The organism is Kitasatospora sp. NPDC091335 (genome assembly GCF_044757205.1).
In the GTDB taxonomy this organism is placed as follows: domain Bacteria; phylum Actinomycetota; class Actinomycetes; order Streptomycetales; family Streptomycetaceae; genus Kitasatospora.
This window is the reverse complement of sequence record NZ_JBIVUM010000012.1, coordinates 212,481-235,314: the sequence shown is the minus strand read 5'-3', so window position 1 is coordinate 235,314 and position 22,834 is coordinate 212,481. Positions and strand designations below refer to the sequence as shown.

The 22,834-nt window shown below is 74.5% G+C and carries 21 protein-coding genes, 2 pseudogenes and 2 riboswitches; of the genes and pseudogenes, 17 read left to right on the top strand and 6 right to left on the bottom strand.

Features of this window, described 5'->3' with window-relative positions:
* Nucleotides 1-2 precede the first annotated feature (2 nt).
* The 4 genes and pseudogenes from ACIQOW_RS25035 to ACIQOW_RS25020 all read left to right on the top strand — a co-directional run.
* Nucleotides 3-1,148, top strand: coding sequence for an acyl-CoA dehydrogenase family protein (locus tag ACIQOW_RS25035; RefSeq protein ID WP_401088487.1), 1,146 nt, complete (start codon nt 3-5; stop codon nt 1,146-1,148).
* Nucleotides 1,148-2,227 carry an enoyl-CoA hydratase/isomerase family protein gene (locus ACIQOW_RS25030; RefSeq protein WP_401088485.1) on the top strand — a complete coding sequence of 360 codons (1,080 nt, stop codon included), beginning with the start codon at nt 1,148-1,150 and terminating at the stop codon, nt 2,225-2,227. The genes ACIQOW_RS25035 and ACIQOW_RS25030 overlap by 1 nt, the downstream gene beginning before the upstream one ends.
* Nucleotides 2,224-3,111, top strand: a complete 888-nt coding sequence (gene mmsB / locus ACIQOW_RS25025) for a 3-hydroxyisobutyrate dehydrogenase (RefSeq protein WP_401088483.1) — start codon at nt 2,224-2,226, stop codon at nt 3,109-3,111. Before ACIQOW_RS25030 ends, mmsB begins: the two co-directional genes overlap by 4 nt.
* Nucleotides 3,108-3,575 (top strand): annotated as a pseudogene (locus tag ACIQOW_RS25020) (enoyl-CoA hydratase-related protein); the annotation flags it as partial. The gene mmsB and the pseudogene ACIQOW_RS25020, both read left to right, overlap by 4 nt.
* A 6-nt stretch (nt 3,576-3,581) precedes the next feature.
* Here the strand turns inward: ACIQOW_RS25020 and cobF are convergent.
* Nucleotides 3,582-4,340, bottom strand: coding sequence for a precorrin-6A synthase (deacetylating) (cobF, locus tag ACIQOW_RS25015; RefSeq protein ID WP_401088481.1), 759 nt, complete (start codon nt 4,338-4,340; stop codon nt 3,582-3,584).
* 136 nt (nt 4,341-4,476) lie between these two features.
* Nucleotides 4,477-4,633, top strand: a riboswitch (cobalamin riboswitch).
* A 275-nt stretch (nt 4,634-4,908) separates the two neighbouring features.
* Here cobF and ACIQOW_RS25010 point away from each other — a divergent pair.
* Together ACIQOW_RS25010 and metE are read left to right on the top strand one after the other, a co-directional pair.
* Nucleotides 4,909-5,403 carry an acyl-CoA thioesterase gene (locus ACIQOW_RS25010; RefSeq protein WP_317619893.1) on the top strand — a complete coding sequence of 165 codons (495 nt, stop codon included), beginning with the start codon at nt 4,909-4,911 and terminating at the stop codon, nt 5,401-5,403.
* A gap of 70 nt (nt 5,404-5,473) precedes the next feature.
* A riboswitch (cobalamin riboswitch) is annotated at nt 5,474-5,718 on the top strand.
* A gap of 155 nt (nt 5,719-5,873) precedes the next feature.
* Nucleotides 5,874-8,189, top strand: a complete 2,316-nt coding sequence (gene metE / locus ACIQOW_RS25005) for a 5-methyltetrahydropteroyltriglutamate--homocysteine S-methyltransferase (RefSeq protein ID WP_401088478.1) — start codon at nt 5,874-5,876, stop codon at nt 8,187-8,189.
* Nucleotides 8,190-8,263: 74 nt separating this feature from the next.
* Here metE and metF read toward each other — a convergent pair whose 3' ends face one another.
* Nucleotides 8,264-9,181: a methylenetetrahydrofolate reductase [NAD(P)H] gene (metF, locus tag ACIQOW_RS25000; RefSeq protein WP_401088476.1), complete on the bottom strand. Its 918-nt coding sequence runs from the start codon at nt 9,179-9,181 to the stop codon at nt 8,264-8,266.
* A 172-nt stretch (nt 9,182-9,353) separates the two neighbouring features.
* Here metF and folP point away from each other — a divergent pair, with 172 nt between their 5' ends.
* From folP to ACIQOW_RS24980, 4 genes and pseudogenes are all read left to right on the top strand, one after another.
* A complete protein-coding gene (folP, locus tag ACIQOW_RS24995; RefSeq protein ID WP_401088474.1) occupies nt 9,354-10,211 on the top strand; it encodes a dihydropteroate synthase in 858 nt (285 codons plus the stop codon).
* A gap of 129 nt (nt 10,212-10,340) precedes the next feature.
* Nucleotides 10,341-11,606: a tRNA uracil 4-sulfurtransferase ThiI gene (thiI, locus tag ACIQOW_RS24990; RefSeq protein WP_401088472.1), complete on the top strand. Its 1,266-nt coding sequence runs from the start codon at nt 10,341-10,343 to the stop codon at nt 11,604-11,606.
* A gap of 18 nt (nt 11,607-11,624) precedes the next feature.
* Nucleotides 11,625-11,774: pseudogene (locus ACIQOW_RS24985) on the top strand (short-chain fatty acyl-CoA regulator family protein); the annotation flags it as partial.
* On the top strand, nt 11,765-12,523 hold the full coding sequence (locus ACIQOW_RS24980; RefSeq protein WP_401088470.1) for an adenosylcobinamide amidohydrolase: 759 nt from the start codon (nt 11,765-11,767) through the stop codon (nt 12,521-12,523). The pseudogene ACIQOW_RS24985 and the gene ACIQOW_RS24980, both read left to right, overlap by 10 nt.
* On the opposite strand, the gene ACIQOW_RS24975 is transcribed toward ACIQOW_RS24980, so the two are convergent.
* The gene (locus tag ACIQOW_RS24975) at nt 12,520-13,371 is read right to left on the bottom strand and encodes an SDR family oxidoreductase (RefSeq protein WP_401088468.1); all 852 of its coding nucleotides are present in this window, start codon (nt 13,369-13,371) and stop codon (nt 12,520-12,522) included. The two genes, ACIQOW_RS24980 and ACIQOW_RS24975, sit on opposite strands and share 4 nt — an antisense overlap.
* Before the next feature lie 69 nt (nt 13,372-13,440).
* Here ACIQOW_RS24975 and ACIQOW_RS24970 point away from each other — a divergent pair, with 69 nt between their 5' ends.
* Complete coding sequence (locus tag ACIQOW_RS24970) at nt 13,441-13,860, top strand: MarR family winged helix-turn-helix transcriptional regulator (protein WP_401088466.1); 420 nt, start codon at nt 13,441-13,443, stop codon at nt 13,858-13,860.
* A gap of 140 nt (nt 13,861-14,000) precedes the next feature.
* Here ACIQOW_RS24970 and ACIQOW_RS24965 read toward each other — a convergent pair whose 3' ends face one another.
* Complete coding sequence (locus tag ACIQOW_RS24965) at nt 14,001-14,963, bottom strand: ABC transporter substrate-binding protein (protein ID WP_401088465.1); 963 nt, start codon at nt 14,961-14,963, stop codon at nt 14,001-14,003.
* A gap of 90 nt (nt 14,964-15,053) precedes the next feature.
* Between ACIQOW_RS24965 and ACIQOW_RS24960 the strand changes: the two genes are divergently transcribed.
* The 3 genes from ACIQOW_RS24960 to ACIQOW_RS24950 are packed head-to-tail and all read left to right on the top strand — an operon-like array spanning nt 15,054 to nt 18,048.
* Nucleotides 15,054-16,052 (top strand): FecCD family ABC transporter permease, encoded by a 999-nt coding sequence (locus ACIQOW_RS24960; RefSeq protein WP_401088463.1) that lies wholly within the window; start codon nt 15,054-15,056, stop codon nt 16,050-16,052.
* An 8-nt stretch (nt 16,053-16,060) separates the two neighbouring features.
* Nucleotides 16,061-17,188 carry a FecCD family ABC transporter permease gene (locus tag ACIQOW_RS24955; RefSeq protein WP_401088461.1) on the top strand — a complete coding sequence of 376 codons (1,128 nt, stop codon included), beginning with the start codon at nt 16,061-16,063 and terminating at the stop codon, nt 17,186-17,188.
* A complete protein-coding gene (locus ACIQOW_RS24950; protein WP_401088459.1) occupies nt 17,185-18,048 on the top strand; it encodes an ABC transporter ATP-binding protein in 864 nt (287 codons plus the stop codon). The genes ACIQOW_RS24955 and ACIQOW_RS24950 overlap by 4 nt, the downstream gene beginning before the upstream one ends.
* A gap of 28 nt (nt 18,049-18,076) precedes the next feature.
* Here the strand turns inward: ACIQOW_RS24950 and ACIQOW_RS24945 are convergent, their stop codons facing one another.
* Nucleotides 18,077-18,640: a YbaK/EbsC family protein gene (locus ACIQOW_RS24945; RefSeq protein WP_401088457.1), complete on the bottom strand. Its 564-nt coding sequence runs from the start codon at nt 18,638-18,640 to the stop codon at nt 18,077-18,079.
* 34 nt (nt 18,641-18,674) lie between these two features.
* Nucleotides 18,675-19,523, bottom strand: coding sequence for a universal stress protein (locus ACIQOW_RS24940; RefSeq protein WP_401088455.1), 849 nt, complete (start codon nt 19,521-19,523; stop codon nt 18,675-18,677).
* Nucleotides 19,524-19,752: 229 nt separating this feature from the next.
* Between ACIQOW_RS24940 and ACIQOW_RS24935 the strand changes: the two genes are divergently transcribed.
* The 3 genes from ACIQOW_RS24935 to ACIQOW_RS24925 are packed head-to-tail and all read left to right on the top strand — an operon-like array spanning nt 19,753 to nt 22,789.
* The gene (locus ACIQOW_RS24935; RefSeq protein WP_401088453.1) at nt 19,753-21,030 is read left to right on the top strand and encodes an ABC transporter substrate-binding protein; all 1,278 of its coding nucleotides are present in this window, start codon (nt 19,753-19,755) and stop codon (nt 21,028-21,030) included.
* Nucleotides 21,027-21,959, top strand: a complete 933-nt coding sequence (locus tag ACIQOW_RS24930) for a carbohydrate ABC transporter permease (RefSeq protein WP_401088451.1) — start codon at nt 21,027-21,029, stop codon at nt 21,957-21,959. Before ACIQOW_RS24935 ends, ACIQOW_RS24930 begins: the two co-directional genes overlap by 4 nt.
* Entirely contained in the window at nt 21,956-22,789 is an 834-nt protein-coding gene (locus ACIQOW_RS24925; RefSeq protein WP_401088449.1) for a carbohydrate ABC transporter permease, read from the top strand. The genes ACIQOW_RS24930 and ACIQOW_RS24925 overlap by 4 nt, the downstream gene beginning before the upstream one ends.
* Nucleotides 22,790-22,834 lie beyond the last annotated feature (45 nt).

The following is a 22,834-nucleotide window of genomic DNA, read 5'->3' as shown; positions in this document are numbered from 1 at the left end:
CCGTGCACGCAAGTGATCTGACGGAAGATCAGATTGATATCGCCGCCGCGGTACGGGAGTTCGCCGCCGAGTGCCTGGCGCCGTACGCGGTGGAGTGGGACCAGACCAAGCACTTTCCGGTGGACGTGCTGCGCAAGGCCGCCGACCTCGGGCTGGCCGGGGTCTACGTCCGCGAGGAGGCCGGCGGCTCCGGACTCTCCCGGCAGGACGGGGTGGTGGCCTTCGAGGCACTGGCCGGCGGCTGCCCTTCCATCGCCGCCTACCTGTCCATCCACAACATGGTCGGCTGGATGGTCGACCGCCACGGCACCGAGGAGCAGCGCGCCCGCTGGCTGCCCGCGCTCTGCTCGGCCGAGCACCTGGGCAGCTACTGCCTGACCGAACCGGGGGCAGGTTCCGACGCCGCCGCCATCACCACCCGGGCGGTGCGCGCCGGCGACCACTGGGTGCTGGACGGCGTCAAGCAGTTCGTCTCGGGCGCGGGTGCCGCCAGGGTGTACCTGGTGATGGCCCGCACCGGCGAACCGGGCGCCAGGGGCATCTCGGCGTTCCTGGTGGACCGCGACGACCCGGGCCTCTCCTTCGGGCCGAACGAGAGGAAGATGGGCTGGAACGCCCAGCCGACCCGCCAGGTGCTGCTGGACGGGGTCAGGCTGCCCGCCGACCGGCTGCTCGGCGGCGAGGGCGAGGGCTTCCGGATCGCGATGGCCGGCCTCGACGGTGGCCGGCTCGGCATCGCCGCCTGCTCGCTCGGCGGCGCCCAGAGCGCCCTGGAGCGGACGACGGCGCACCTCGCCGACCGCGAGGCCTTCGGCGCCCGGCTGCTGCACGCCCAGGCGCTCCAGTTCCGGCTCGCCGACATGGCCACCGAACTGGAGGCCGCTCGGGCGCTGCTCTGGCGCGCGGCGGCGGCCCTGGACCGCGGCGACCCGCGGGCCCCGCAGCTGTGCGCGATGGCCAAGCGGCACGCCACCGACACCGGCTTCGAGGTGGCCAACCAGGCGCTCCAGCTCCACGGCGGCTACGGCTACCTGACCGAGTACGGCATCGAGAAGACCGTCCGCGACCTGCGGGTGCACCAGATCCTGGAAGGGACCAACGAGATCATGCGCGTCATCGTCGCCCGCGGCCTGATCGGGGCCGCCTGATGGGGGCCGACACCACCGGGGCCGACGACGTCCTGGTCCACCGGGAGGGCCGGGCCGGGCTGATCGTGCTCAACCGCCCCAAGGCCCTCAACGCCCTCACCCACGCCATGGTGCTGCGGATCGCCCGGGCCCTGGACGACTGGGAGCACGACGACGCCGTCGCGACCGTGGTCGTCACCGGCGCCGGCGAGCGCGGGCTCTGCGCGGGCGGCGACATCGTCGCCATCCACCGCGCCGCCACCGGCGGGGACCGCGCCGCCGCCGAGCGGTTCTGGCGCGACGAGTACCACCTCAACGCCCGGATCGCCCGCTACCCGAAGCCATACGTGGCACTGATGGACGGCATCGTGATGGGCGGCGGGGTCGGCGTCTCCGCGCACGGCAGCGTCCGGATCGTCACCGAACGCAGCCGGATCGCCCTGCCGGAGACCGGGATCGGCTTCGTCCCGGACGTCGGCGGCAGCTACCTGCTCGCCCTCGCCCCCGGCGAACTGGGCACCCACCTGGCCCTCACGGCCGGCGCGGTCGGCGCCGCGGACGCCCTGCTGTGCGGGTTCGCCGACCACTTCGTGCCCGCCGGGCGGCTTCCCGCCCTGCTGGACGACCTGGCCGTCCGGCCGGTGCACGACGCGCTGGCCCGGCACATCGCGGCCGCACCGCCCGGCCGGCTGGCCGGGCAGCGGGAGTGGATCGACCGCTGCTACGCCGCGCCGACCGTCGAGGAGATCGTCGAGCGGCTGGCGGCGGCCGGCGACCCGGCCGCCGGAGAGGCCGCCGACCGGATCGCCGCCAACTCGCCCACCGCCGTCAAGGTGACGCTCGCCGCGCTGCGCCGGGCCCGGGCGCTCGGCCCGCTGGAGGCCGTCCTCGACCAGGAGTACCGCACCTCCTGCGCCGCGCTCGCCACCGCCGACCTGCCGGAGGGCATCCGGGCCCAGGTGATCGACAAGGACCGCACCCCGCGCTGGAGCCCGGCCGACCTGGCCGCCGTGCGGGACGCCGAGGTCGACCGCCACTTCGCGAGGCTGGGCGAGCGTGAGCTCGGCCTCTCCACCACGAGCACCCTGGAGCGCTGGTGAGCCTGAACATCGGATTCGTGGGGCTGGGCAACATGGGCGGCCCGATGGCCGCCAACCTGGTGGGGGCGGGGCTCCGGGTGACCGGCTACGACCTGGCGGAGGACGCCAGGGAACGCGCGGCCGGCCACGGCGTGGCCGTGGCCGGCTCGGCGGCGGAGGCGGTCGCGGCGGCCGAGGTGGTCGTCACCATGCTCCCCGCCGGGCGCCACGTCCTGGAGTCCTACCGGGAGTTGACGGCGGCGGCGCCGCGCGGCGCGCTGTTCGTGGACTGCTCCACCATCGCGGTCGGGGACGCCCGGATCGCCGCAGACCTGGCCCGCACCGCGGGGCACCTGGCCGCGGACGCGCCGGTCTCCGGCGGAGTGCCCGGGGCCGAGGCCGCGAGCCTGACCTTCATGGTGGGCGGCTCCGACGGCGAGTTCGCCGAGGCGGAGCCGGTGCTGGCGGCCATGGGGCGCACGGTGGTGCACTGCGGCCCGTCCGGTGCCGGGCAGGCCGCGAAGCTCTGCAACAACATGATCCTCGGCGTCTCGATGATCGCGGTGAGCGAGGCCTTCCTCCTCGGGGAGAGCCTCGGGCTCAGCCACCAGGCGCTCTTCGACGTCGCCGCCACGGCCTCCGGCCAGTGCTGGGCGCTCACCACCAACTGTCCGGTCCCCGGGCCCGTCCCGGCCAGCCCGGCCAACCGCGAGTACGCGGCCGGGTTCGCCGCGGCGCTGATGGCCAAGGACCTCGGGCTGGCCGCCGACGCGGCCACCGCCTCCGCCCTGCCGGCCGAATTCGGGCGCCGGGCAGCCGAGTTGTACGCCTCCTTCGCCCAGGGCGAGGCGGCCGGACTGGATTTCTCGGCCATCATCACGACGCTGGGAAAGGGTGCCGAGTGACCGGCTACGAGACGATCCTGGTCGAGCGCAGGGGCCGGGTGGGGCTGATCACCCCGGACCGGCCCAAGGCACTGAACGCGCTGAACACCCGGCTGATGAACGAAGTCGTGGCCGTGGCAACGGAGTTCGACCGTGACCCGGAGACCGGCTGTCTGCTGGTCACCGGCTCGGAGAAGGCCTTCGCGGCCGGCGCCGACATCAAGGAGATGCAGTCGCTCGAATTCGTCGACGCCTACCTCGGCGACTGGTTCGCCGCCTGGGACCGCTTCGGTGCGCTGCGCAAGCCGGTGGTCGCGGCGGTGGCGGGCTACGCGTTGGGCGGCGGCTGCGAGCTGGCGATGCTCTGCGACGTGCTGCTGGCGGCGGACACCGCGAAGTTCGGGCAGCCGGAGATCAAGCTCGCTGACGCGCCGCGCCGCCCCACCCCCGGGGCGGCGCACCGTGTCCCGACAGCCGTCAGCCGTCAGCCGTCAGCCGTCCGACCGGCGCAGCAGGTAGGTGTCCATGATCCAGCCCTTGCGCGCGCGGGCCCGCTCGCGCAGCTCGCGGATCCGCGGGGCGGCCTCGGCAAGCGGCCCGGAGACGAGCACCTCGTCCGGGGTGCCGAGGTAGGCGCCGTAGTGGATCTCCAACCCCGCGGGGTCGACCTCGGTGAAGGCGGCCCGGCCGTCGAGCATCACCACCACGTCGTCCACTCCCTCGGGGAAACCCTCGGCGAGGCGGCGGCCGGTGGTGATCTGCACCGGGCGGCCGACCCGGGTCAGCGTGGTGCGGTGCGCGGCGGCGAGCGCGGAGACGCTGCTGATGCCCGGGATCACCCGGTACTCGAACGGCACACCGCCCCGGGCCGACACGTCGTCCACCACGGCGATGACGCTGTCGTAGAGGGCCGGGTCGCCCCAGACCAGGAACGCGCCGCTCTCGCCCTCGCCGAGGTGCTCGGCGACCAGCCGCTCGACCAGATCGGCGCGGCGGACGCGCCAGTCGTCCACCGCGGCCGTGTACGCGGGAGTGGCGCGGTCGCGCTCCGCGTCGGGCACCTCGACCACGCGGTGCCCCGGCCGGCCGTGCTCGGCGAGCATCCGGCGGCGCAGGGTGATGAGGTCCTGCCGCTCCTCGTTCTTGCCGAGGACGAAGAAGACGTCGGTACGGCCGAGGGCCTTGACCGCTTGCAGGGTGAGGTGGTCGGGGTCGCCCGCACCGATGCCGATGACGAAGATCTGCCGCATGGGGACATTCTGCCGTCCGGCCCCGCGCGTGGTCCCCCGGGCCGGGTCAGGCCGGTGGGCGGTGGCTGTGAGCTGCGCCGATGGACGTAAGCTGGCGGGGCAGCTGGTTCGCCCCGTCCGCCAGGCGGGGTGTCGCAAGAGGGAACCCGGTGCGAGTCCGGGACTGCCCCGCAGCGGTGAGTGGGAACGACCGCCGTCATGTGCACCGGCCCGGAAGCGGGCCCGGGAAGCGACGGCCAGTAGGTGCCCGTCCCGGTTCGGCCGGGAGGGCGTGCCCACGAGTCCGAAGACCTGCCGCTGCCCGCGTGCCGTGCCGGCCCGCGGTCCCACCAGGACCCCGAGGGCGGGTCGACGGTGCAGGCGGGACGTGTCCGGACCGCTGCCTGCCCCTTCGCGTGCCCGGGGTGTGCGAAACCGCGAAGGAGAGTTCCGTGAAGCGGAACACCGACCACGATCCCCACGAGCCCGTACGCCGTGGACACCGGCCCGGGCCCGACGGCCCGCGGAGCCGGCACGCCGGGCGTCCGGCCGTGGCCCCGTCCGGTGCCCCGAAGGGCGGGCCGTCGCTGTGACCAGCCCCTCCGTGCTCTCCCGCACCCCGGCCGAGTCCGCGGTGACCCTGGCCCACATCATGAGCGACCACGACACCAACCTCTACGGGACGGTGCACGGCGGCGTGATGATGAAGCTGATCGACGACGCGGCCGCCGCCGCCGCGGGCCGGCACGCCGGTGTCACCGCGGTCACCGTCTCGGTCGAGGAGATGTCGTTCCTCGCGCCCGTCCGGGCCGGAGACCTCCTCACCGTCCGGGCCCGGGTCGACCACGTCGGACGGACGTCGATGGACGTGTCGGTGGCGGTGACCTCGGAGCGGTGGAACCTCACCGGGCCCGTCACCAGGGTGGCGACGGCGCACCTGGTGTTCGTGGCGGTCGACGCCGAGGGCCGGCCCCACCGGGTCCCGGAGCTGCTCCTGGAGAGCGCCGCCGACCGGCAGCGCGGCCGGGTGGCACGGGAGCGGCGGGCCCGCAGGACCGAGCCGGAGCTGGAGCCCGCCGAGTAGCGGCCCGCGACGACGTCCCACCATGCGGACGCCTTTCGAGATTTCCGCCTCGGCGCCGCCGGTTTGCCCCTAAGCTGACGGAGCAGCTGGTTCGCCCTGTCCGCCAGGCAGGCGCGTCGCAAGAGGGAACCCGGTGACGCCTTTCGACTGGCCAGTCCGGGACTGCCCCGCAGCGGTGAGTGGGAACGACCGCCGTCATACGCACTGGGCCCGGGAACGGGTCTGGGAAGCGACGGCCAGTAGGTGTCCGCCCTGGTGAGGCCGGGGAGGGCGCGCCCACGAGTCCGAAGACCTGCCACTGCCCGTGCGCGACCGTTCGCGTGCGGCCATCCGGTGACCTCGTGGGCGGGTCGGCGACCATACCCGGCGGGGCCGTGCGCGTGCACGGGTATCCGTCCGGTTCGTCATCCCTTCGCGTCCTCGTGCCGTCACCGGGCACTTGAGGAATCAGGCTCGCGAAGGAGAGTCCCTTGACCACGAAGTCCGCAGCCGCGGCGAGCGTCGCCACCGTGCACGGCTACCCCCGCCAGGGCCGCAACCGTGAACTGAAGAAGGCGATCGAGGGGTACTGGAAGGGCGCCGTCACGGCGGAGGCGCTGCTGGCGACCGCCGCCGACCTGCGCCGGACGAACTGGGCGCAGCTCGCCGAGGCCGGGATCGAGGAGGTCCCGACCGGCGACTTCTCGCTCTACGACCACGTGCTGGACACCACCGTGGCCGTCGGCGCGATCCCGCTCCGGCACCGGGAGGCGGTGGACGCCGACGCGCTGGCCGGGTACTTCGCGATGGCGCGCGGCACCCAGGACGTCGCGCCGCTGGAGATGACGAAGTGGTTCGACACCAACTACCACTACCTGGTCCCCGAGTTGGGGCCGGACACGGTGTTCGCCGCCGACCCGGCGAAGGCGGTCGGCGAGCTGCGGGAGGCGCTGGCGCTGGGCCACACCGCGCGGCCGGTGCTGGTCGGCCCGGTGACGTACCTGCTGCTGGCGAAGCCGGCGCCGGGAGTGGCCGAGGACTTCCAGCCGATCACGCTGCTGGACCGGCTGCTGCCGGTCTACGCCGAGCTGCTCGCGGCGCTCAGGGCCGCGGGGGCCGGCTGGGTGCAGCTGGACGAGCCCGCGCTCGTCCAGGACCGCACCCCGGCCGAACTCAACGCCGCCGCCCGCGCCTACCGCGAGCTCGGTGCCCTCACCGAGCGGCCCAAGCTGCTGGTCGCGAGCTACTTCGACCGGCTCGGTGAGGCGCTGCCGGTGCTGGCGAAGGCACCGGTCGAGGGCCTGGCGCTGGACTTCACCGGCCCGGCCGCCGCGAACCTGGACGACCTCGCCGCGGTCGGCGGACTGCCCGGCAAGCGGCTGGTGGCGGGGGTGATCGACGGGCGCAACATCTGGATCAACGACCTGGAGAAGTCGCTGGCGACCCTGGCGACCCTGCTGGGCCTCGCCGGCACGGTCGACGTGGCGCCGTCCTGCTCGCTGCTGCACGTGCCGGTCGACGCCGCCGCGGAGCGCGACATCGACCCGCAGATCGCCCGCTGGCTGGCCTTCGCCCGGCAGAAGGCCGGCGAGGCGGCGCTGCTCGCCCGGGGCCTGCGCGAGGGCACCGGCGCGGTGACGGCCGACCTGGCCGCCAACCGCGCCGACCTGGCCTCCCGGGCCGGCTCGCCGATCACCCGCGACCCGGCGGTGCGCGCCCGCGCCGCCGCCGTCACCGCCGAGGACGCCCGCCGGGCCCAGCCCTACCCCGTCCGGGCCGAGGCCCAGCGGGCCCGGCTGGGCCTGCCGCTGCTGCCGACCACCACCATCGGCTCCTTCCCGCAGACCACCGAACTGCGCACCGCCCGCGCCGACCTGACGGCCGGACGGATCGACGCGGCGGCCTACCGGGAGCGGATGGAGGCCGAGGTCCGCGAGGTCATCGCGTACCAGGAGAAGGCCGGCCTGGACGTCCTGGTGCACGGTGAGCCCGAGCGCAACGACATGGTCCAGTACTTCGCCGAGCAGCTCACCGGCTACCTCGCCACCCGGCACGGCTGGGTGCAGTCGTACGGCACCCGGTACGTGCGGCCGCCGGTGCTGGCCGGCGACATCTCCCGCCCCCACCCGATGACCACGGAGTGGTTCCGCTACGCCCAGGGACTCACCGAGCGCCCGGTCAAGGGCATGCTCACCGGCCCGGTCACCATGCTCGCCTGGTCCTTCGTCCGCGACGACCAGCCGCTCGCCGACACCGCCCGGCAGGTCGCCCTCGCGCTGCGCGACGAGGTGACCGACCTGGAGGCGGCGGGCGCGGCCGTCGTCCAGGTCGACGAGCCGGCCCTGCGCGAGACCCTCCCGCTGCGGGCCGCGGCCCGCCCGGCCTACCTGGACTGGGCCACCGAGGCCTTCCGGCTGGCCACGTCGGGGGTGCGGGCCGAGACCCAGATCCACACCCACATGTGCTACGCCGAGTTCGGCGCCATCATGACCGCGATCGACGAACTCGACGCGGACGTCATCTCGTTGGAGGCCGCCCGCTCGCACATGGAGGTGGCCGGCGAACTGGCCGGGGCGGGCTACCCGCGCGAGGTCGGTCCGGGCGTGTGGGACATCCACTCCCCGCGCGTCCCCGGCACCGGGGAGGCCGTCTCGCTGCTGCGCGCGGGCCTGGCCGCGATCCCGGCGGAGCGGCTCTGGGTCAACCCGGACTGCGGGCTGAAGACCCGCGGCTGGCCGGAGACCCGGGCCTCGCTGGAGAGCCTGGTCGGCGCCGCCCGCCTGCTGCGCGAGGAACTCGCAGGCTGACGGTGACCGGGGCGGGTACGGCGACCCCGTCGTACCCGCCCCGGCACCTCGTGCCCCGGAGGCCCGGGCCGAGCTCAGCCGGACTCGGGCAGCCCGAGGTTCTGGTAGATCTCCGTCGTGACCGTGGAGAAGTTCATGGTCATGAAATGCAGGCCGGGGACCCCTTCGGCCAGCAGGCGCCGGCACATGCCGGTCGCGTACTCGATGCCGATCGAGCGGACCGCCCGCGGGTCGTCCCGGTGCTTCAGCATGCGCTCGGAGAATTCCCGGGGAATGGCCGCGGTGGACAGGTCGGGGATCCGCCGGAGTGACCGGATGGTGGTCACCGGCATGATCTCCGGAATGATCGGAACGGCGCACCCGGAGGATTCCAGCCGGTCCCGGAAACGGAGGTAGCTGTCCGTCTCGAAGAACATCTGGGTGATCGCGTAGTCCGCTCCGGCCCGGCATTTGGCGATGAAATGCCCGATCTCGGAATCCCAGTCGGGAGACCGCGGGTGCATTTCCGGGAACGCGGCCACGCCGACACAGAATTCCCCGGACTCCTTGATCAGCCGCACCAGGTCGGCCGCGTACTCCACCCCGTCCGGGTGGCGGTCCCAGCGGCCCAGCGGGTCGCCCGGCGGGTCGCCGCGCAGCGCCAGGATGTTGCGGACGCCCTGGTCGGCGTAGTGCCCGAGGATGTTCCGAAGCTCGGCGACGCTGTGGCCGACGGCGGTCAGGTGGGCGGCCGGGGTGAGGGTGGTCTCCTGGGCGATGCGGCCGGTGACGTTGACCGTCCGCTCCCGGGTCGACCCGCCGGCACCGTAGGTCACCGAGACGAAGGTGGGGGACAGGGCTTCGAGTCGCCGGATCGCATTCCACAGGCCGGCTTCCGCTTCGGGGCTCCTGGGCGGCATGAACTCGAACGAGTAGGAACGCCTGCCGGTCGCGAGGAGTTCGCGGATGGAGGCCGCCCGGTCCGTGCGCGTGGTGGGGATTCCGAGTGTCATGACAGGAGGTTATCCGGATTGGTGCGGACCAATCCCGGAGCGTCCACTCCGTGATACGGATTTCTCCACCGGGGGTGCCCGGGGAAGATCCCGGACGGGACGGCACAATGGGGACATGAAAAGACCTTCGCAGGCATTGCCGGGACTCCCCGGATGGGACCGGTGCGCAGTGATGGGAATCGTGAACGTGACCCCCGACTCGTTCTCGGACGGCGGTCGCTGGCTGGACCCGGGGCGGGCGGTGGACCGGGGGCTGCTGCTGGCGGAGCAGGGCGCCGACATCGTGGACGTGGGCGGGGAGTCGACCAGGCCGGGAGCGACCCGGGTGTCCGAGGAGGAGGAGCTGCGCCGGGTGCTGCCGGTGGTGCGCTCTCTCGCCGGCGAGGGCGTCCTGGTCAGCATCGACACCATGCGGGCCCGGGTCGCCGAGGCGGCGGTGGAGGCCGGCGCGCGGATCGTCAACGACGTCAGCGGAGGCCGGGCCGATCCGGGCATGGCCCGCGCCGTGGCCAGGACCGGGGTGCCCTTCGTCGTCATGCACTGGCGCGGGCAGTCCGCGGGCATGGACGGACTGGCCGACTACACCGACGTGGTGGCCGAGGTGATCGGCGAGGTGGCCCGGCAGATGGACGCGGTGGTGTCCGCCGGGGTCGACCCGTCGCAGGTCATCGTGGACCCGGGCCTCGGCTTCGCCAAGAGCAGGCGGGACGACTGGGCGCTGCTGGCCTCGCTGGACGCGTGGAGCGCGCTGGGACGCCCGCTGCTGGTGGCGGCCTCGCGCAAGCGCTTCCTGGGCGAGCTGCTGGCCGACCCGGACACGGGCGAGGCCCGCCCGGCCAGGGAACGCGACGCGGCCACCGCGGCGGCCAGCGTCCTGGCCGCCGCCCAGGGGGCGTGGGCGGTACGGGTGCACGAGGTCCGCGACACGGCCGACGCGGTCCGGGTCGAGGCGGCGCTGCGGCGCCGCGGACCCGCCGCGCCCCGGCCGGCGCCGACGGCGGAGGCACTGACGGCGGGGGCGCGGGCGTGAACCGCGCCCCCGGCGGGCCCCGCGCGCCCCCGGCGGACGCGCCTGGCTCCTACTCCGGCCCGTCCTGCACGATGGACGCTGCCGACGACACCGACCGACGACACCGACCGACGACACTGGGACTTCCGGATGGACCACCCGACCGACGACACCCGCCTGCCCGCTCCGCGCGGCGGCACCGACCCCTACGGCCCCTGCGTGCTCCTCAAGCACGGCGAGGTCGCCCTCAAGGGGCGCAACCGGCGCCTGTTCGTGAACCGCCTGGAGGAGAACCTGCGGGCGGCGCTGCGCGGGGTGGGCGGCTCGACCTGGATCCGGACCCCGCACAGCCTCACCGTGCTCGGCGGGCAGGTGCCCGTGGAGACCCTGGTGGCCAGGGCGCGTACCGTGATCGGCTTCAGCTCCGTGGAACCGGCGCTGCGCGTGCCCAGCACGATGGAGTCGATCGAGGCCAACGGGCTGGAGGTGCTGCGTACCGCGTGCGCCGGGCGGGCCGCCACCGGCTTCGCCGTGCGCGTCAAACGGCGCGACAAGACCTTCCCGCTGACCTCCTCCCAGCTGGAGCGGGAACTCGGGGGCCGTCTGCAGCCCCGGGTGGCCGGCCTGCGGGTGGACCTGACCGCGCCCGACGTCACCCTGTCCGTGGAGATCGACCGCCGCGAGACCTACCTGTCCGCCGAGCGGCACCCCGGGCTGAGCGGGCTGCCGGTGGGTTCCAGCGGCCGGGCCCTGGTCCTGCTGTCCGGCGGCTACGACTCGCCGGTGGCCGCGCACCGGGCCATGCGGCGCGGCCTGGCCTGTGACTTCGTGCACTTCAGCGGCGCGCCCTACACCAACCCGGCGTCCGTCTACAAGGCGTACGCCCTGGCCCGGGAGCTCGACCGGTACCAGCCGCCCGGCGCCCTGCACGTCATCGCCCTCGGCAAGGCCCAGAAGCAGCTGGCCGTCGCGGGCGCCGGGCGGCTCCAGGTGGTCGCCCAGCGCCGGCTGATGGTGCGGACGGCCTCCGCGCTGGCCGCCGCCACCGGGGCGCAGGCCCTGGTGACCGGCGACAGCCTGGGGCAGGTGGCGAGCCAGACCCTGGCCAACATGGTCGCGGTGGACCAGGCGGCCACCCTGCCGGTGCTGCGCCCGCTGGTCGGCTGGGAGAAGCAGGAGATCATCGACCAGGCCAGGGCACTCGGCACGGCCGACATCTCCGTCCTGCCGGACGAGGACTGCTGCAGCCTGCTCGCCCCGCCCCAGGTCACCACCGGGGCGCGGATCGGCGACCTGAAGGCGGTGGAGAAGCGCCTCGACCTGGACGAGCTGGTCGAGGCGCTGCTGGAGAACGTCCAGGTGTCGCGGCCCGGGCAGGAGGAGGAGCCGGCACCGGCCCGCACCCTCCCGTCCTGACCGGACGGTCGTGCCGGGGCGGCCACCCCGATCGGCCTCGGCTGCCGGACCTGCGAGCGGACGGGCCGCGTCCGGCGGGCCCGGCCGCCGGCGGCGGGGGAGCGGCCGGCGGCCGACCCGGACCGGAGGAGCAGGGTGCCGTACCCGATGGAGGGGAAGTGGTCGTGAACGACGGCGGAGTGCGGGTGGGACGGGCGGCGCGGACCGAGGACGGCGCCTGTCGGCACCTGCTGGTGTGGCGGGCCGGGCCCGGCTGGCGGATGGTCAGCAGCGCGGTGCTCGGCGGCGGGCTCGCTGATCGCGCCTGGGTGCTCAACGCCCAGGTGCGGCCCGGCTACTCGCGGATGGACCCGGACCGGCACCTGGCCGAACTGGCCGCCGGGCAGGGCCTGGTGGGGCCGGGCGTGGGGCTGATGACGGCGGCCGAAGTGGACGACTGCACCCGGGCCGAGGACGGTGGGGTCACCGCGCTGGTCACCACCGGGATCGGCGTCGCGCTCTGGGCGGCCGACCCGGCCGCGGCACCGGTGGAGTACCGGCCCGGCACGATCAACATCCTGGCCGTGGTGCCGGCGGCGGTCGCGGACGGCGGTCTGGTCAACCTGCTGGCCACCGCGACCGAGGCCAAGGTCCAGGCGCTGCTGGACGCCGGCTACGACTGCTCCGGCACCCCGTCCGACGCGGTCTGCGTGGCCGTCCGGGCCGCTTCCTCCGAGGGCCCCGCCGACCCCTTCGGCGGCCCGCGCTCGCGGTGGGGCGCCCGGCTGGCCAGGGCGGTGTACCGGGCGGTGCGGGACGGGGCCGAACTCGACCGGGAGCGCCGGGCCCGGGGGGAGCCGGAGTCGCACCCGCTGACGGTGCCCGGCTGCCGCCTCCCGGACGTGCGCGGGCCCCGCGCCTCGGCGGCGGTTCGCTAGCCGACCCAGCCGGCGGTCAGCGTCTGTACGGCCGAGCCGTCGAGGTCGTTGAGCTTCACCCCGGCGAAGGCCCGGGCGACGTCGGAGGTGAGCAGCCGGAAGGCGGGCCGCTCGGCGGTGAGCAGGCCGAGGATCCGGGCGGCCACGTCCTCGGCCGCCTGGGCGTGGGCGAAGGCGCCGCGGGTGCGGTCCAGGTAGGCGGCGAGGGCCGGTGCGTACGGTCCTGCCTGCTCGGCCGCGTCGTCCGTGACGCCGACGTTGCTGACGAACTCGCTGGCCACCGCGCCCGGTTCGACGACGCTGACGGACACACCGGCCGTGGCCGCGACCGGCGCGAGGGACTCCATGAAGCCCTCGACCGCGAACTTGGCGGCGCAGTACGCCTCGTTGAAGGGCTGGCCGACCACGCCGCCGACGCTGGTCACGGTCAGCAGGCGGCCGCGGCTCGCCCGCAGCAGCGGCAGGGCGGCCTTGGTGACGTGCAGCACCCCGAAGAAGTTGACCTCCATGACGGCGCGGACGTCGGCCACGCTCTCCCGCTCCAGGGTGCCGACGTGGCCGGCCCCGGCGTTGTTGACCAGCGCGTCCAGCCGGTCGACGCCGGCCAGGCAGGCCTCGACCGACGCCGGGTCGGTCACGTCCAGCGCCCGGACGTCGACGGTGACGCCGGCCTGTTCGGCGGCCGCCAGCAGGGGCCCGGACTTCGCGGTGTTCCGCATGGTGGCGATCACCTGCCAGCCGCCGCGCGCGGCGGCGACGGCGGTGGCCAGGCCGATGCCGGAGGAGGTGCCGGTGATCAGGACGGTCTTGTCGGTCATCTCGCTGGACCCCAGATGCTTATCGAACATAACCAATATGATTCATAACTATGTGACCTGACATTCCACCCTGTCAAGCACCTGGATACCCTGGTCGGCATGCCCCACCCACCGGATGACCTCACCAGGGAGATCGTCGGACTCTTCGCGGCCGTCAACCGCCGCTACAGCCGGGAGTCCGAGGCCGCCGCGGCGGTCCACGGCCTGACCGCGCTCCAGGCCAAGGCGCTGCTCGCCGCCGAGGACCCCGTCCCGACCCGCCGCATCGCCGAGCGGCTGCACGCGGAGCCGTCCAACGTGACCGTGATCGTCGACCGCCTGGAGTCCAGGGGCCTGGTCGAGCGCAGCGTCGATCCCGGTGACCGCCGCGTCAAGCGCGTCGCCGCCACCGCCGCGGGCCGCGAGGTCGCCGCCGACCTGCGCGCCCGGATGCCCTTCGCCGGCGATCCGCTGGCCAGGCTCGACGCCGGCCGGCGCGAGTCCCTGCGCGAACTGCTCCGGCTGGTCCTGGAGGCATGACGGCAGTCGCCGCGCCTCCCGTGCGTGGCGCCGTCCGGTCGGGGGCCCCGGAAATGCCGGAAGGGCCGCCGCCGGATCGAATCCGGTGACGGCCCTTCAGAATTCCGGGGGGGGGGGGGGTAATTCCCGGGCGGGTGCGGTTACTTCGCGGCGAAGGCCTTCTCGATGTCCTCGACGACCTTCTCGGCCGCGATCGGGCCGGAGCTGCTGCTCCACACCTGGCCGTCGACGCCCGCCAGCTGGTTGGTGCCCACCGCCTTGAGGCGGTTGAAGGCCTCCTGCGAGCGGGCGGTCTCCAGGGCCTTCTCGCCCTCGGCGTTCAGGGTGGCGACGAACACCCGGTCCGCGTCGGCCTTGTTGAGGTTCTCCAGGGACAGCGGGTCGGAGTGCGGCTGGGCGCCGAGGCCGTCGGCGATCGGCAGGGTGCCGGCGCCGGCCTTCTTCAGCAGGTCGCCGGGCATGTTGGTGGTGTTCATCACGATCGGCCCGTTGGGCATCCAGCGCATCACCACGGCGCTGCCGGTCTTGCCCTCGCCGGCCTTGGCGGCGCGCTTGTCCAGGGCGTCCAGCTTGGCCGTCAGGTCGTCCTTGCGGCCCAGCGCGTCGCCGTACACGGCGAGCACCGAGCGCCAGTCGCCGGCCTTGGGGACGATGGTCGGGGCCACCGCCGAGAGCTTGTCGTACTGGGACTTCTCGATGCCCGAGGAGGCCAGGATGAGGTCCGGGGTGGCCTTCAGGATCGCCTCGATGTTGGGCTCCTTGACCGTGGCGACCAGCGGGATGCCGTCGGCCTTCAGGTACCCGGGGGCGGTGGTGCCGCCGCGGCTGGAGCTGGTGCCCACCGGGGTGATGCCGAGCGAGAGGGCGGTGTCCAGGGAGGTGTCGCCGAGCGCGACGACCCGCTTGGCCTCGGCCGGGACCTCGACGGCGCCGAAGGCGGTGTCGATGCTGTGCTTGCCGTCCTTCGCGGCGGCCGGGGACGAGGAGCCGTTGCCACCCGCGGAACTGTCGGACCCCGAGGAGCCGCACGCGGTCAGGCCCAGGGCGAGGGCGCCGACGACGGCGGTGCCGAGCAGGGTCTTGGTAAAGCGGGTGCCAAGCATGGGTGTTCTCCGAGAAATGGTAGTTTACGGACGAACCGTTTATCTGAGGTTAGCCTAACCATACGTAAGGCCCTGACGGGGAGGCCCGGTGTGACATTCCGATCACTCCTGCTGCGCGGACTGCTGCCAGCCGGCGCGATACTGCTGCTCGCCGTACTGGCGAGCCTGCTGCTCGGCGCGGGAGACGTGGGGCCGTCACGGGCGCTCGCCACCCTGTTCGGTGACGGCGACTCCGACTCCCGCTTCACGGTGTTCCACCTGCGCGCCCCGCGGACCGCGGTGGCCCTCGCGGTCGGGCTCGCGCTCGGCGTGGCCGGCACCGTGCTCCAGGCCGCCGCCCGCAACCCGCTGGCCGAGCCCGGACTGCTCGGGGTCAGCACCGGCGCCTCCTTCGCCGTCGTGATCGCGATCGTGCTCGGTGCCAGCGCCGCCAGCGTCGGCCCGTACGTCGCCGTGCTGGGCGCCGCCGCCGGCTGCCTGCTGGCGCTCGGCGCGGCCCGGCTGCGCGGCGCGGGCGACGACCCGGTCCGGCTGGTGCTGGCCGGCGCCGCGCTGAGCGGGCTGATGAACGCCGGCTCCTCCATCCTGCTGCTGTCCGACGCCCGCGCCGCCGACGAGATCCGGTTCTGGACCATCGGCTCGGTGGCCGGCCGCGGCACCGACCAACTGGTCGCCGTGCTGCCGGTCCTGCTGCTCGGTCTGGTGCTGGCGCTGCTCTCGGGCCCGGCGCTGACCGCGCTCAGCCTCGGCGACGACGTCGCCACCGGCCTCGGCCACAAGCCCCGCCGGGCCCGCGCCCTCGCGGTGACCTCCGTCGCCCTGCTGGTCGGCGCCGCCACCGCGATCGCCGGACCGGTCTCCTTCGTCGGCCTGGTCGTGCCCTTCGCCGCCCGGGCCCTGGTCGGCCCCGACCTGCGCCGGCTGCTCGTGGTGTCCGCGCTGCTCGGGCCGGCCGTCGTGCTGCTCGCCGACGTGGCCTCCCGGCTGGTCGCCCGCCCGTACGAGATGCCGCTCGGCGTGATGACCGCCCTGTGCGGCGCCCCCGTCCTGGTCGCCGTCGTCCGCTCGCATCGAATGCCCGCGCTGTGAAGGCCCCCGTGAACGACACCGCAGCGAACCACGCCCCCACGGAGGACGTGGTTGCCACGCCCGACGCCCCCTCGGCCGAGGCCCGCCGCCCGGCGCCGCCCGTACCGCCCGGCACTCGGCTGCTCGCCCTCGGCGGCCGCTCGGTGCTCGTCCCGGTCCGGCCGCTGATCGGCTGCACCGTCCTGCTGCTCGCCCTGGTCGTGGTGACCGCCGTCTGCCTGGCCGTCGGCGAGACCAATCTCGACCCGGTGACCGCCCTGCGCGCCGCCTTCGGCGACGGGACCGCACGCGACGTGCTGCTGGTGGAGAAGCTGCGGCTGCCCCGCGCCGAGGCCGCACTGGCCGTCGGCGCCGCCCTCGGCGTCGCCGGCTGCCTGATGCAGACGCTCGCCCAGAACCGGCTGGCCACCCCGGACACCGTCGGCTTCAACGAGGGCGCCACCGCCTTCGCGGTCGCCTCCGTCACCGGTGTCGCCACCCAGCTGCTGCCCTCCGCCGCCGCCCTGGCCGGCGCCGCCACCGCCGCCTCGCTGGCCTTCGCCCTCGGCGGCGGAGCCGGCCGCAACGGCTACCGCTTCCTGGTGGTCGGCCTCGGCGTCGGCGCGGTCTTCGGCGCGGTGACCAACCTGATGCTCTCCCGCGCCGCGATCGACGCCGCCAACGCCGCCTTCGGCTGGACGGTCGGCACCCTCAACAGCCGGGACGCCGACACCGTCGGCCACCTCGAACTCGGCCTGCTGGTCTGCCTGCCCGCCGCCGTGCTGCTCGGCCGCCGGCTGTCGCTGCTGCGCTTCTCCGACGCCGTCGCCACCGGGCTGGGCGTGCGGGTGCGCGGCCTGCGGATCGGCGTCCTGGTGGTCTCCGTGGTCTGCGCGGGCCTCGCGGTGGCCGTCGCGGGACCGCTCGGCATGATCGCGCTCGCCGCGCCCGAGGCCGCCCGCCGGATCGCCGGGCCGCGCTGCGTGCCGGTGCTCACCTCGGCCGCCGCCGGAGCCGCCTTCACCCTGCTCGCCGACCTGCTCGGCCGCACGATCCTGTCGCCGATCGAGGTGCCGGCCGGCCTGGTCACCGCCGTCGTGGGCGGCCCCTACCTGCTCTGGCTGCTGCTCACCACCCGTCCCCGGAGGACCGCATGACCGCCCGCACCGCGACCGCTGCCGACCAGCACCGCGACGCGACCCCCGACGGCGGCGCCACCGCCCCGGCCCACCGGCTGGCGACCAGCGCGCTCAGCCTCGGCCACGACCGCACCATCGTGGTGCGCGAGCTCGACCTCGAACTGCCGGAGCGGCAGGTCACCGTCATCGTCGGCCCGAACGGCTGCGGCAAGTCCACCCTGCTCGGCGGCCTCGCCAGGACCATCGCCCCGCGCTCCGGCGCGGTGCTGCTCGACGGCAAGCCGCTGACCTCGCTGTCCACCCGGGCGATCGCCCGGATCATCGGCCTGCTGCCGCAGTCCGCCACCGCCCCGGACGGGCTGACCGTCCGTGACCTGGTCCGCTACGGCCGCCAGCCGCACCAGGGCCTGCTGCGGCAGTGGTCGGCCACCGACGCCGAGGCGGTCGAGCACGCGCTCACCGCCGCCGACCTCCACGACCTGGCCGACCGCCCGCTGGACACCCTTTCCGGCGGCCAGCGCCAGCGCGCCTGGATCGCGATGGCCGTCGCCCAGGACACCGACATCCTGATGCTGGACGAACCCACCTCGGCGCTGGACATGGGCCACGCCCTGGAGGTGCTGGAGATGGTGCGAGGCCTGACCGAGCGCGGCCGCACCGTCGTCCTCGTCCTGCACGACCTGACCACCGCCTGCCGCTACGCCGACCACATGGTGGCCATGCGGGACGGCAGGGTGGCCGCCCAGGGCGCCCCGCGCGACATCGTCACCCCGGAGCTGGTGCGCGAGCTGTACGGGGTGGAGAGCGCGATCCTCACCGACCCGGTGCACGGCACCCCGGTGGTCTGCCCGGTCGGCCTCGCCCCGCGGGCCCGCTGACCCCCGGGCCGGGGTGCTGTCGGGCCGGTCAGCCGGCCAGGCCGGGCAGCACCTCGGCGCCCGGCAGCTCCGCCAGCGCCCACCCGGGCAGGATCAGCTTGCCGCGCCGCCGGCCGCTGCCGACCAGGACGTACGGGGCCGCGGCCACCGCCTCGTCGATCAGCAGCGGCCAGCCGCCGGGCAGGCCGACGGGGGTGATGCCCCCGTACTCCATGCCGGTCAGCTCGACCGCGGTGTCCATCGGCGCGAAGGACGCCTTGCGCGCCCCCAGCCGGGTGCGCACCGCCTTGTTGACGTCCACCCGCGTGGTCGCCAGGGCCAGGCAGGCCGCCAGGGTGACCTCCCCGGCCCGCTTGGCGGCGACCACCACGCAGTTCGCGGAGAGCTCCGGCGGCACGTCGTACGCGGCGCAGAACACGGCGGTGTCCGCGTGCTCCGGGTCGCTGTCCACGTAGAGCACCGAGGCGGCCGCCCCGGGCGCGTCCCAGTTCTTCAGCGCGTCGGCGACGGGCGGGGCGAGGCCGGCGCAGGCGTCCAGGGCGGTGACGGTGGCGGCGAAGTTCCCGAACGGCGGGGTCACGGACTCACTCATGGCACCGGACTGTAGCGCGCGCCCGCCACTTCGCTCAGCCGTACGGGACGACCGCGACCGGGCAGTGCACGTGATGGATCGCGGCGTGCGCCACCGGGCCGATGTGGTGGTGGCGCAGCGGCATCCGCCGGACGCGGCGGCCGACGACCAGCAGCCGGGCCGACCCGGCGGCGTCCACCAGGTCCACGGCGGGTTTGCCCCGGATCAGCTCGGTCGTCACCTCGACCTCGGGGTGGTGGATCCGCCAGGGCTCCAGGGCCTGCGCGAGCCCGCTGTCCTCGGCCGCGGACGCCTCGCGCTCCAGCCCGCCGATCGCCCCGTAGGACATGTACGCGCTGCCGGCCGGCGGCGACCAGACGTGCACCACCCGCAGCGGCGCCGAGCGCAGGGCGGCGGCCTCGAAGGCGAAGGCCAGCACCGCCTCGGCCGGGCGCCCGAGGTCCAGGCCGACCATCACCTCGCCGTCCGGCTCGTCCCCGCCCGCCCGGACCAGCACCACCGGGCAGGCCGCCCGCCGCAGCACCTCCTGGCTCACCGAGCCGATCAGGAACCCGCGCAGGGTGCCCAGCCCGCGCGAGCCGACCACCAGTACGGCGGCGCCCTGCCCGGCGGCCTCCAGCGCCTCGACGGGATCGCCGGCCACGGACGTGGCGGCGACCGTCACCTCCGGTACGAGGGCCCGCAACTCGCCCTCGCGCTCCGCGAGCTGGGCCAGCGCGGGGTGGTCGCCCGACTCGCTGCCGGGCGGGACGTGCTTCGGCCGCGGCCAGGCCTGGAGGACGTCCAGGCGCAGGCCGCGGCGCTGCGCCTCGCGGGCGGCCCACGCGGCGGCGGCCAGGCTCTCGGGTGAGCCGTCGAATCCGACGACGACGGGTCCGGTCACGGCGTGCTCCTCGTTCCGGTGCGGCCGGAGGTCTCTCCGTGTGCGCCCAGTATCCGCGCGGGCCCCGGCCGGCGCCTCCCGGGCGCCCGGCGCCGGTTCCGACGTCCGGCCGGGCGCCGCCGGTTCCGCCGTCCGGCTGGTCGGCGCCGACCGGCGGCGCGGCCCCGGGAGCGACCGGCGGGACGGCCCCTAGGGTCGGCCGGACCGTCCGTCCCAGCCCGGGAGAACGATGCCGAGGGTCCTCAGTCTCCGCTCGCGGTGGGCGAGCGCCGCCGCCGGACTGGCCGTGTTCGCCTCCGCGCTCGCGGGCTGCGGAGGCGGCGGGAGCGGCGGCCCGGTCACCCTGAACTGGTACAACTTCCCGGACGACTCGGGCGCCCTCCAGCAGGCCGCCGACCGCTGCGGGCAGCAGTCCGGCGGCCGCTACACGATCCGCTACGACAAGCTGCCCCGCGGCGCGGACGGCCAGCGCCAGCAGCTGGTGCGCCGGATGGCGGCGCACGACGCCGGCGTGGACATCCTGGGCCTGGACGTCACCTGGCCCGCCGAGTTCGCCGAGGCCGGCTGGATCCGCGAGTGGACCGGGACGATGCGCGAGCGGGCCACCGCCGACACCCTCGACGCGGCGGTGCGGACCGCGACCTGGCGGGACCGGCTGTACGCCGTCCCGTACAACTCCAACACCCAGCTGCTCTGGTACCGCGACGACCTGGTGCCGGCCCCGCCGAAGACCTGGGCGGAGATGCTCGCCCGGGCGCGGCAGCTGGCCGACGAGGGCAAGCCGCACCTCGTGGAGATCCAGGGCGCCCAGTACGAGGGACTGACGGTCTGGTTCAACACGCTGGTCGCCAGCGCGGGCGGCTCGATCCTCACCCCCGACGCCCAGGCGCCCTCGCTCGGCGCGCCCGCCGTCACGGCCGCCGGGGTGATGCGCGACCTGGCGGTCTCGGTGGCCGCCGACCCCTCGCTGGCCAACCAGATGGAGGACCAGAACCGGCTCGCGATGGAGTCCGGCACCGCCGCCTTCGAACTCAACTACCCCTTCGTCTACCCCGCGATGAAGGCCGACCGGCCGGAGCTGTTCCCGCACTTCCGCTGGGCCCCGTACCCCGCGGTGACGGCCGACCGCCCCGCCCACGTGACCATCGGCGGCATCGACCTCGCCGTGGGCGCCTACAGCCGGCACCCCGACCTCGCCGCCGAGGCCACCCTCTGCCTGCGCGACCGGGACAACCAGCTCACCAACGCGCTGAAGGGCGGCCTCCCGCCCTCGCTGCGGAGCCTTTACCAGACCGCCGAACTGACCGCCAGCTACCCGTTCGCCGCCGACGTGCTGGCCGCCCTGGACTCCGCCGGCGTGCGGCCGCAGACCCCGGCCTACCAGAACGTCTCCATCGCCATCTCGCACACCCTCTCCCCGCCCGCCGGCATCCGCCCGGAGAAGGACGTGGCCGACCTCCGCGGGCAGATCAGGGACGCCCTCGGTTCGAAGGGGCTGATCCCGTGACACCCTCCACCGAGGCCGCCGCCGCGGCCGTGCCGAGGCCCGCCGGGCCGTCGCGCGGCGCCCGCCAGGAGCGCCGGCTGGGCCTGCTGCTGTGCGCCCCCGCGGTGATCGTGATGCTCGCGGTCACCGCCTACCCGATCGGCTACGCCGTCTACCTCTCGCTCCAGCGCTACGACCTGCGCTTCCCCGACCAGGCGCACTGGGTCGGGCTCGCCAACTACGGTGCGGTGCTGGCCTCCCCGGTGTGGTGGCAGGCGCTCGGCGTCACGGCGCTGATCACCGTGGTGTCGGTGACCGCCGAGCTGCTGCTCGGCCTGGCGCTCGCCCTGGTGATGCACCGCGCGGTCTTCGGCCGCGGCGCCGTGCGCACCGCCGTCCTGGTCCCGTACGGGATCGTCACCGTGGTCGCCGCGTACTCCTGGCAGTACGCCTGGACGCCCGGCACCGGCTACCTGGCCGCCCTGCTGCCGGAGGGCAGCGCCCCGCTGACCGAGCAGTGGCCGGCCGTCGGGCTGATCATCCTCGCGGAGGTCTGGAAGACCACCCCGTTCATGGCCCTGCTGCTGCTCGCCGGCCTCGCGCTGGTGCCGGACGAGACGGTCAGGGCCGCGATGGTGGACGGCGCGGGCTTCGGGCAGCGGCTGCGCCTGGTGATCCTGCCGCTGATGAAGCCGGCGATCCTGGTCGCGCTGCTCTTCCGCACCCTGGACGCCTTCCGGATCTTCGACAACATCTACGTGCTGACCAGCGGCTCCAACGGCACCGGATCGGTGTCGATCCTCGGCTACGACAACCTGTTCACCGCGCTCAACCTGGGCATCGGCTCGGCGATCTCGGTGCTGATCTTCGTCTGCGTGGCGCTCATCGCCCTGGTCTTCGTCAAGCTGTTCGGCACGGCGACGCCCGGCGCCGAACCGGAGCGCCGATGAGCACCCGGCACGCCAGGACACTGGCAGGCTGGGGCGTCGTCAACCTGGTGGTCGTGCTCTACGCGCTCTTCCCGGTGTGGTGGATCGTGGCGCTCTCCTTCAAGGACCCGAGCACCCTGTCCGACGGCGCCTTCGTGCCGCGCCGGTGGACCCTCGCCAACTACCGCGGCATCTTCCAGACCTCCGAGTTCACCCGCGCCCTGGTGAACTCGATCGGGATCGCGGTGATCGCCACCACCATCGCCGTGGTGCTCGGCACCATGGCCGCGTACGCGGTCGCCCGGCTGCGCTTCCCCGGCAAGCGGCTGCTGATCGGGGTGTCCCTGCTGATCGCGATGTTCCCGCCGATCTCGCTGGTCTCGCCGCTGTTCGACATCGAGCGGGCGCTCGGCCTGTTCGACACCTGGCCCGGGCTGATCATCCCGTACATGACCTTCTCGCTGCCGCTGGCGATCTACACCCTCTCGGCGTTCTTCCGGGAGATCCCCTGGGACCTGGAGAAGGCGGCCAAGGTGGACGGCGCCACGCCGTGGCAGGCGTTCCGGCTGGTCATCGCGCCGCTGGCGGCACCGGGCGTGTTCACCACCGGCATCCTGGTCTTCATCTTCTGCTGGAACGACTTCCTGTTCGCGATCTCGCTGACCTCCACCACCTCGGCCAGGACCGTGCCGGCCGCCATCGCCTTCTTCACCGGGAGTTCCCAGTTCGAGCAGCCGACCGGCTCGATCGCGGCCGCCGCCGTGATCATCACGATCCCGATCGTGGTCTTCGTGCTGCTGTTCCAGCGCCGCATCGTCGCCGGGCTCACCGCCGGCGCAGTCAAGGGCTGAGACCCGCGCCGGGTCCCACAGCCGAGTCCCCAAGGCCGAGCCCGC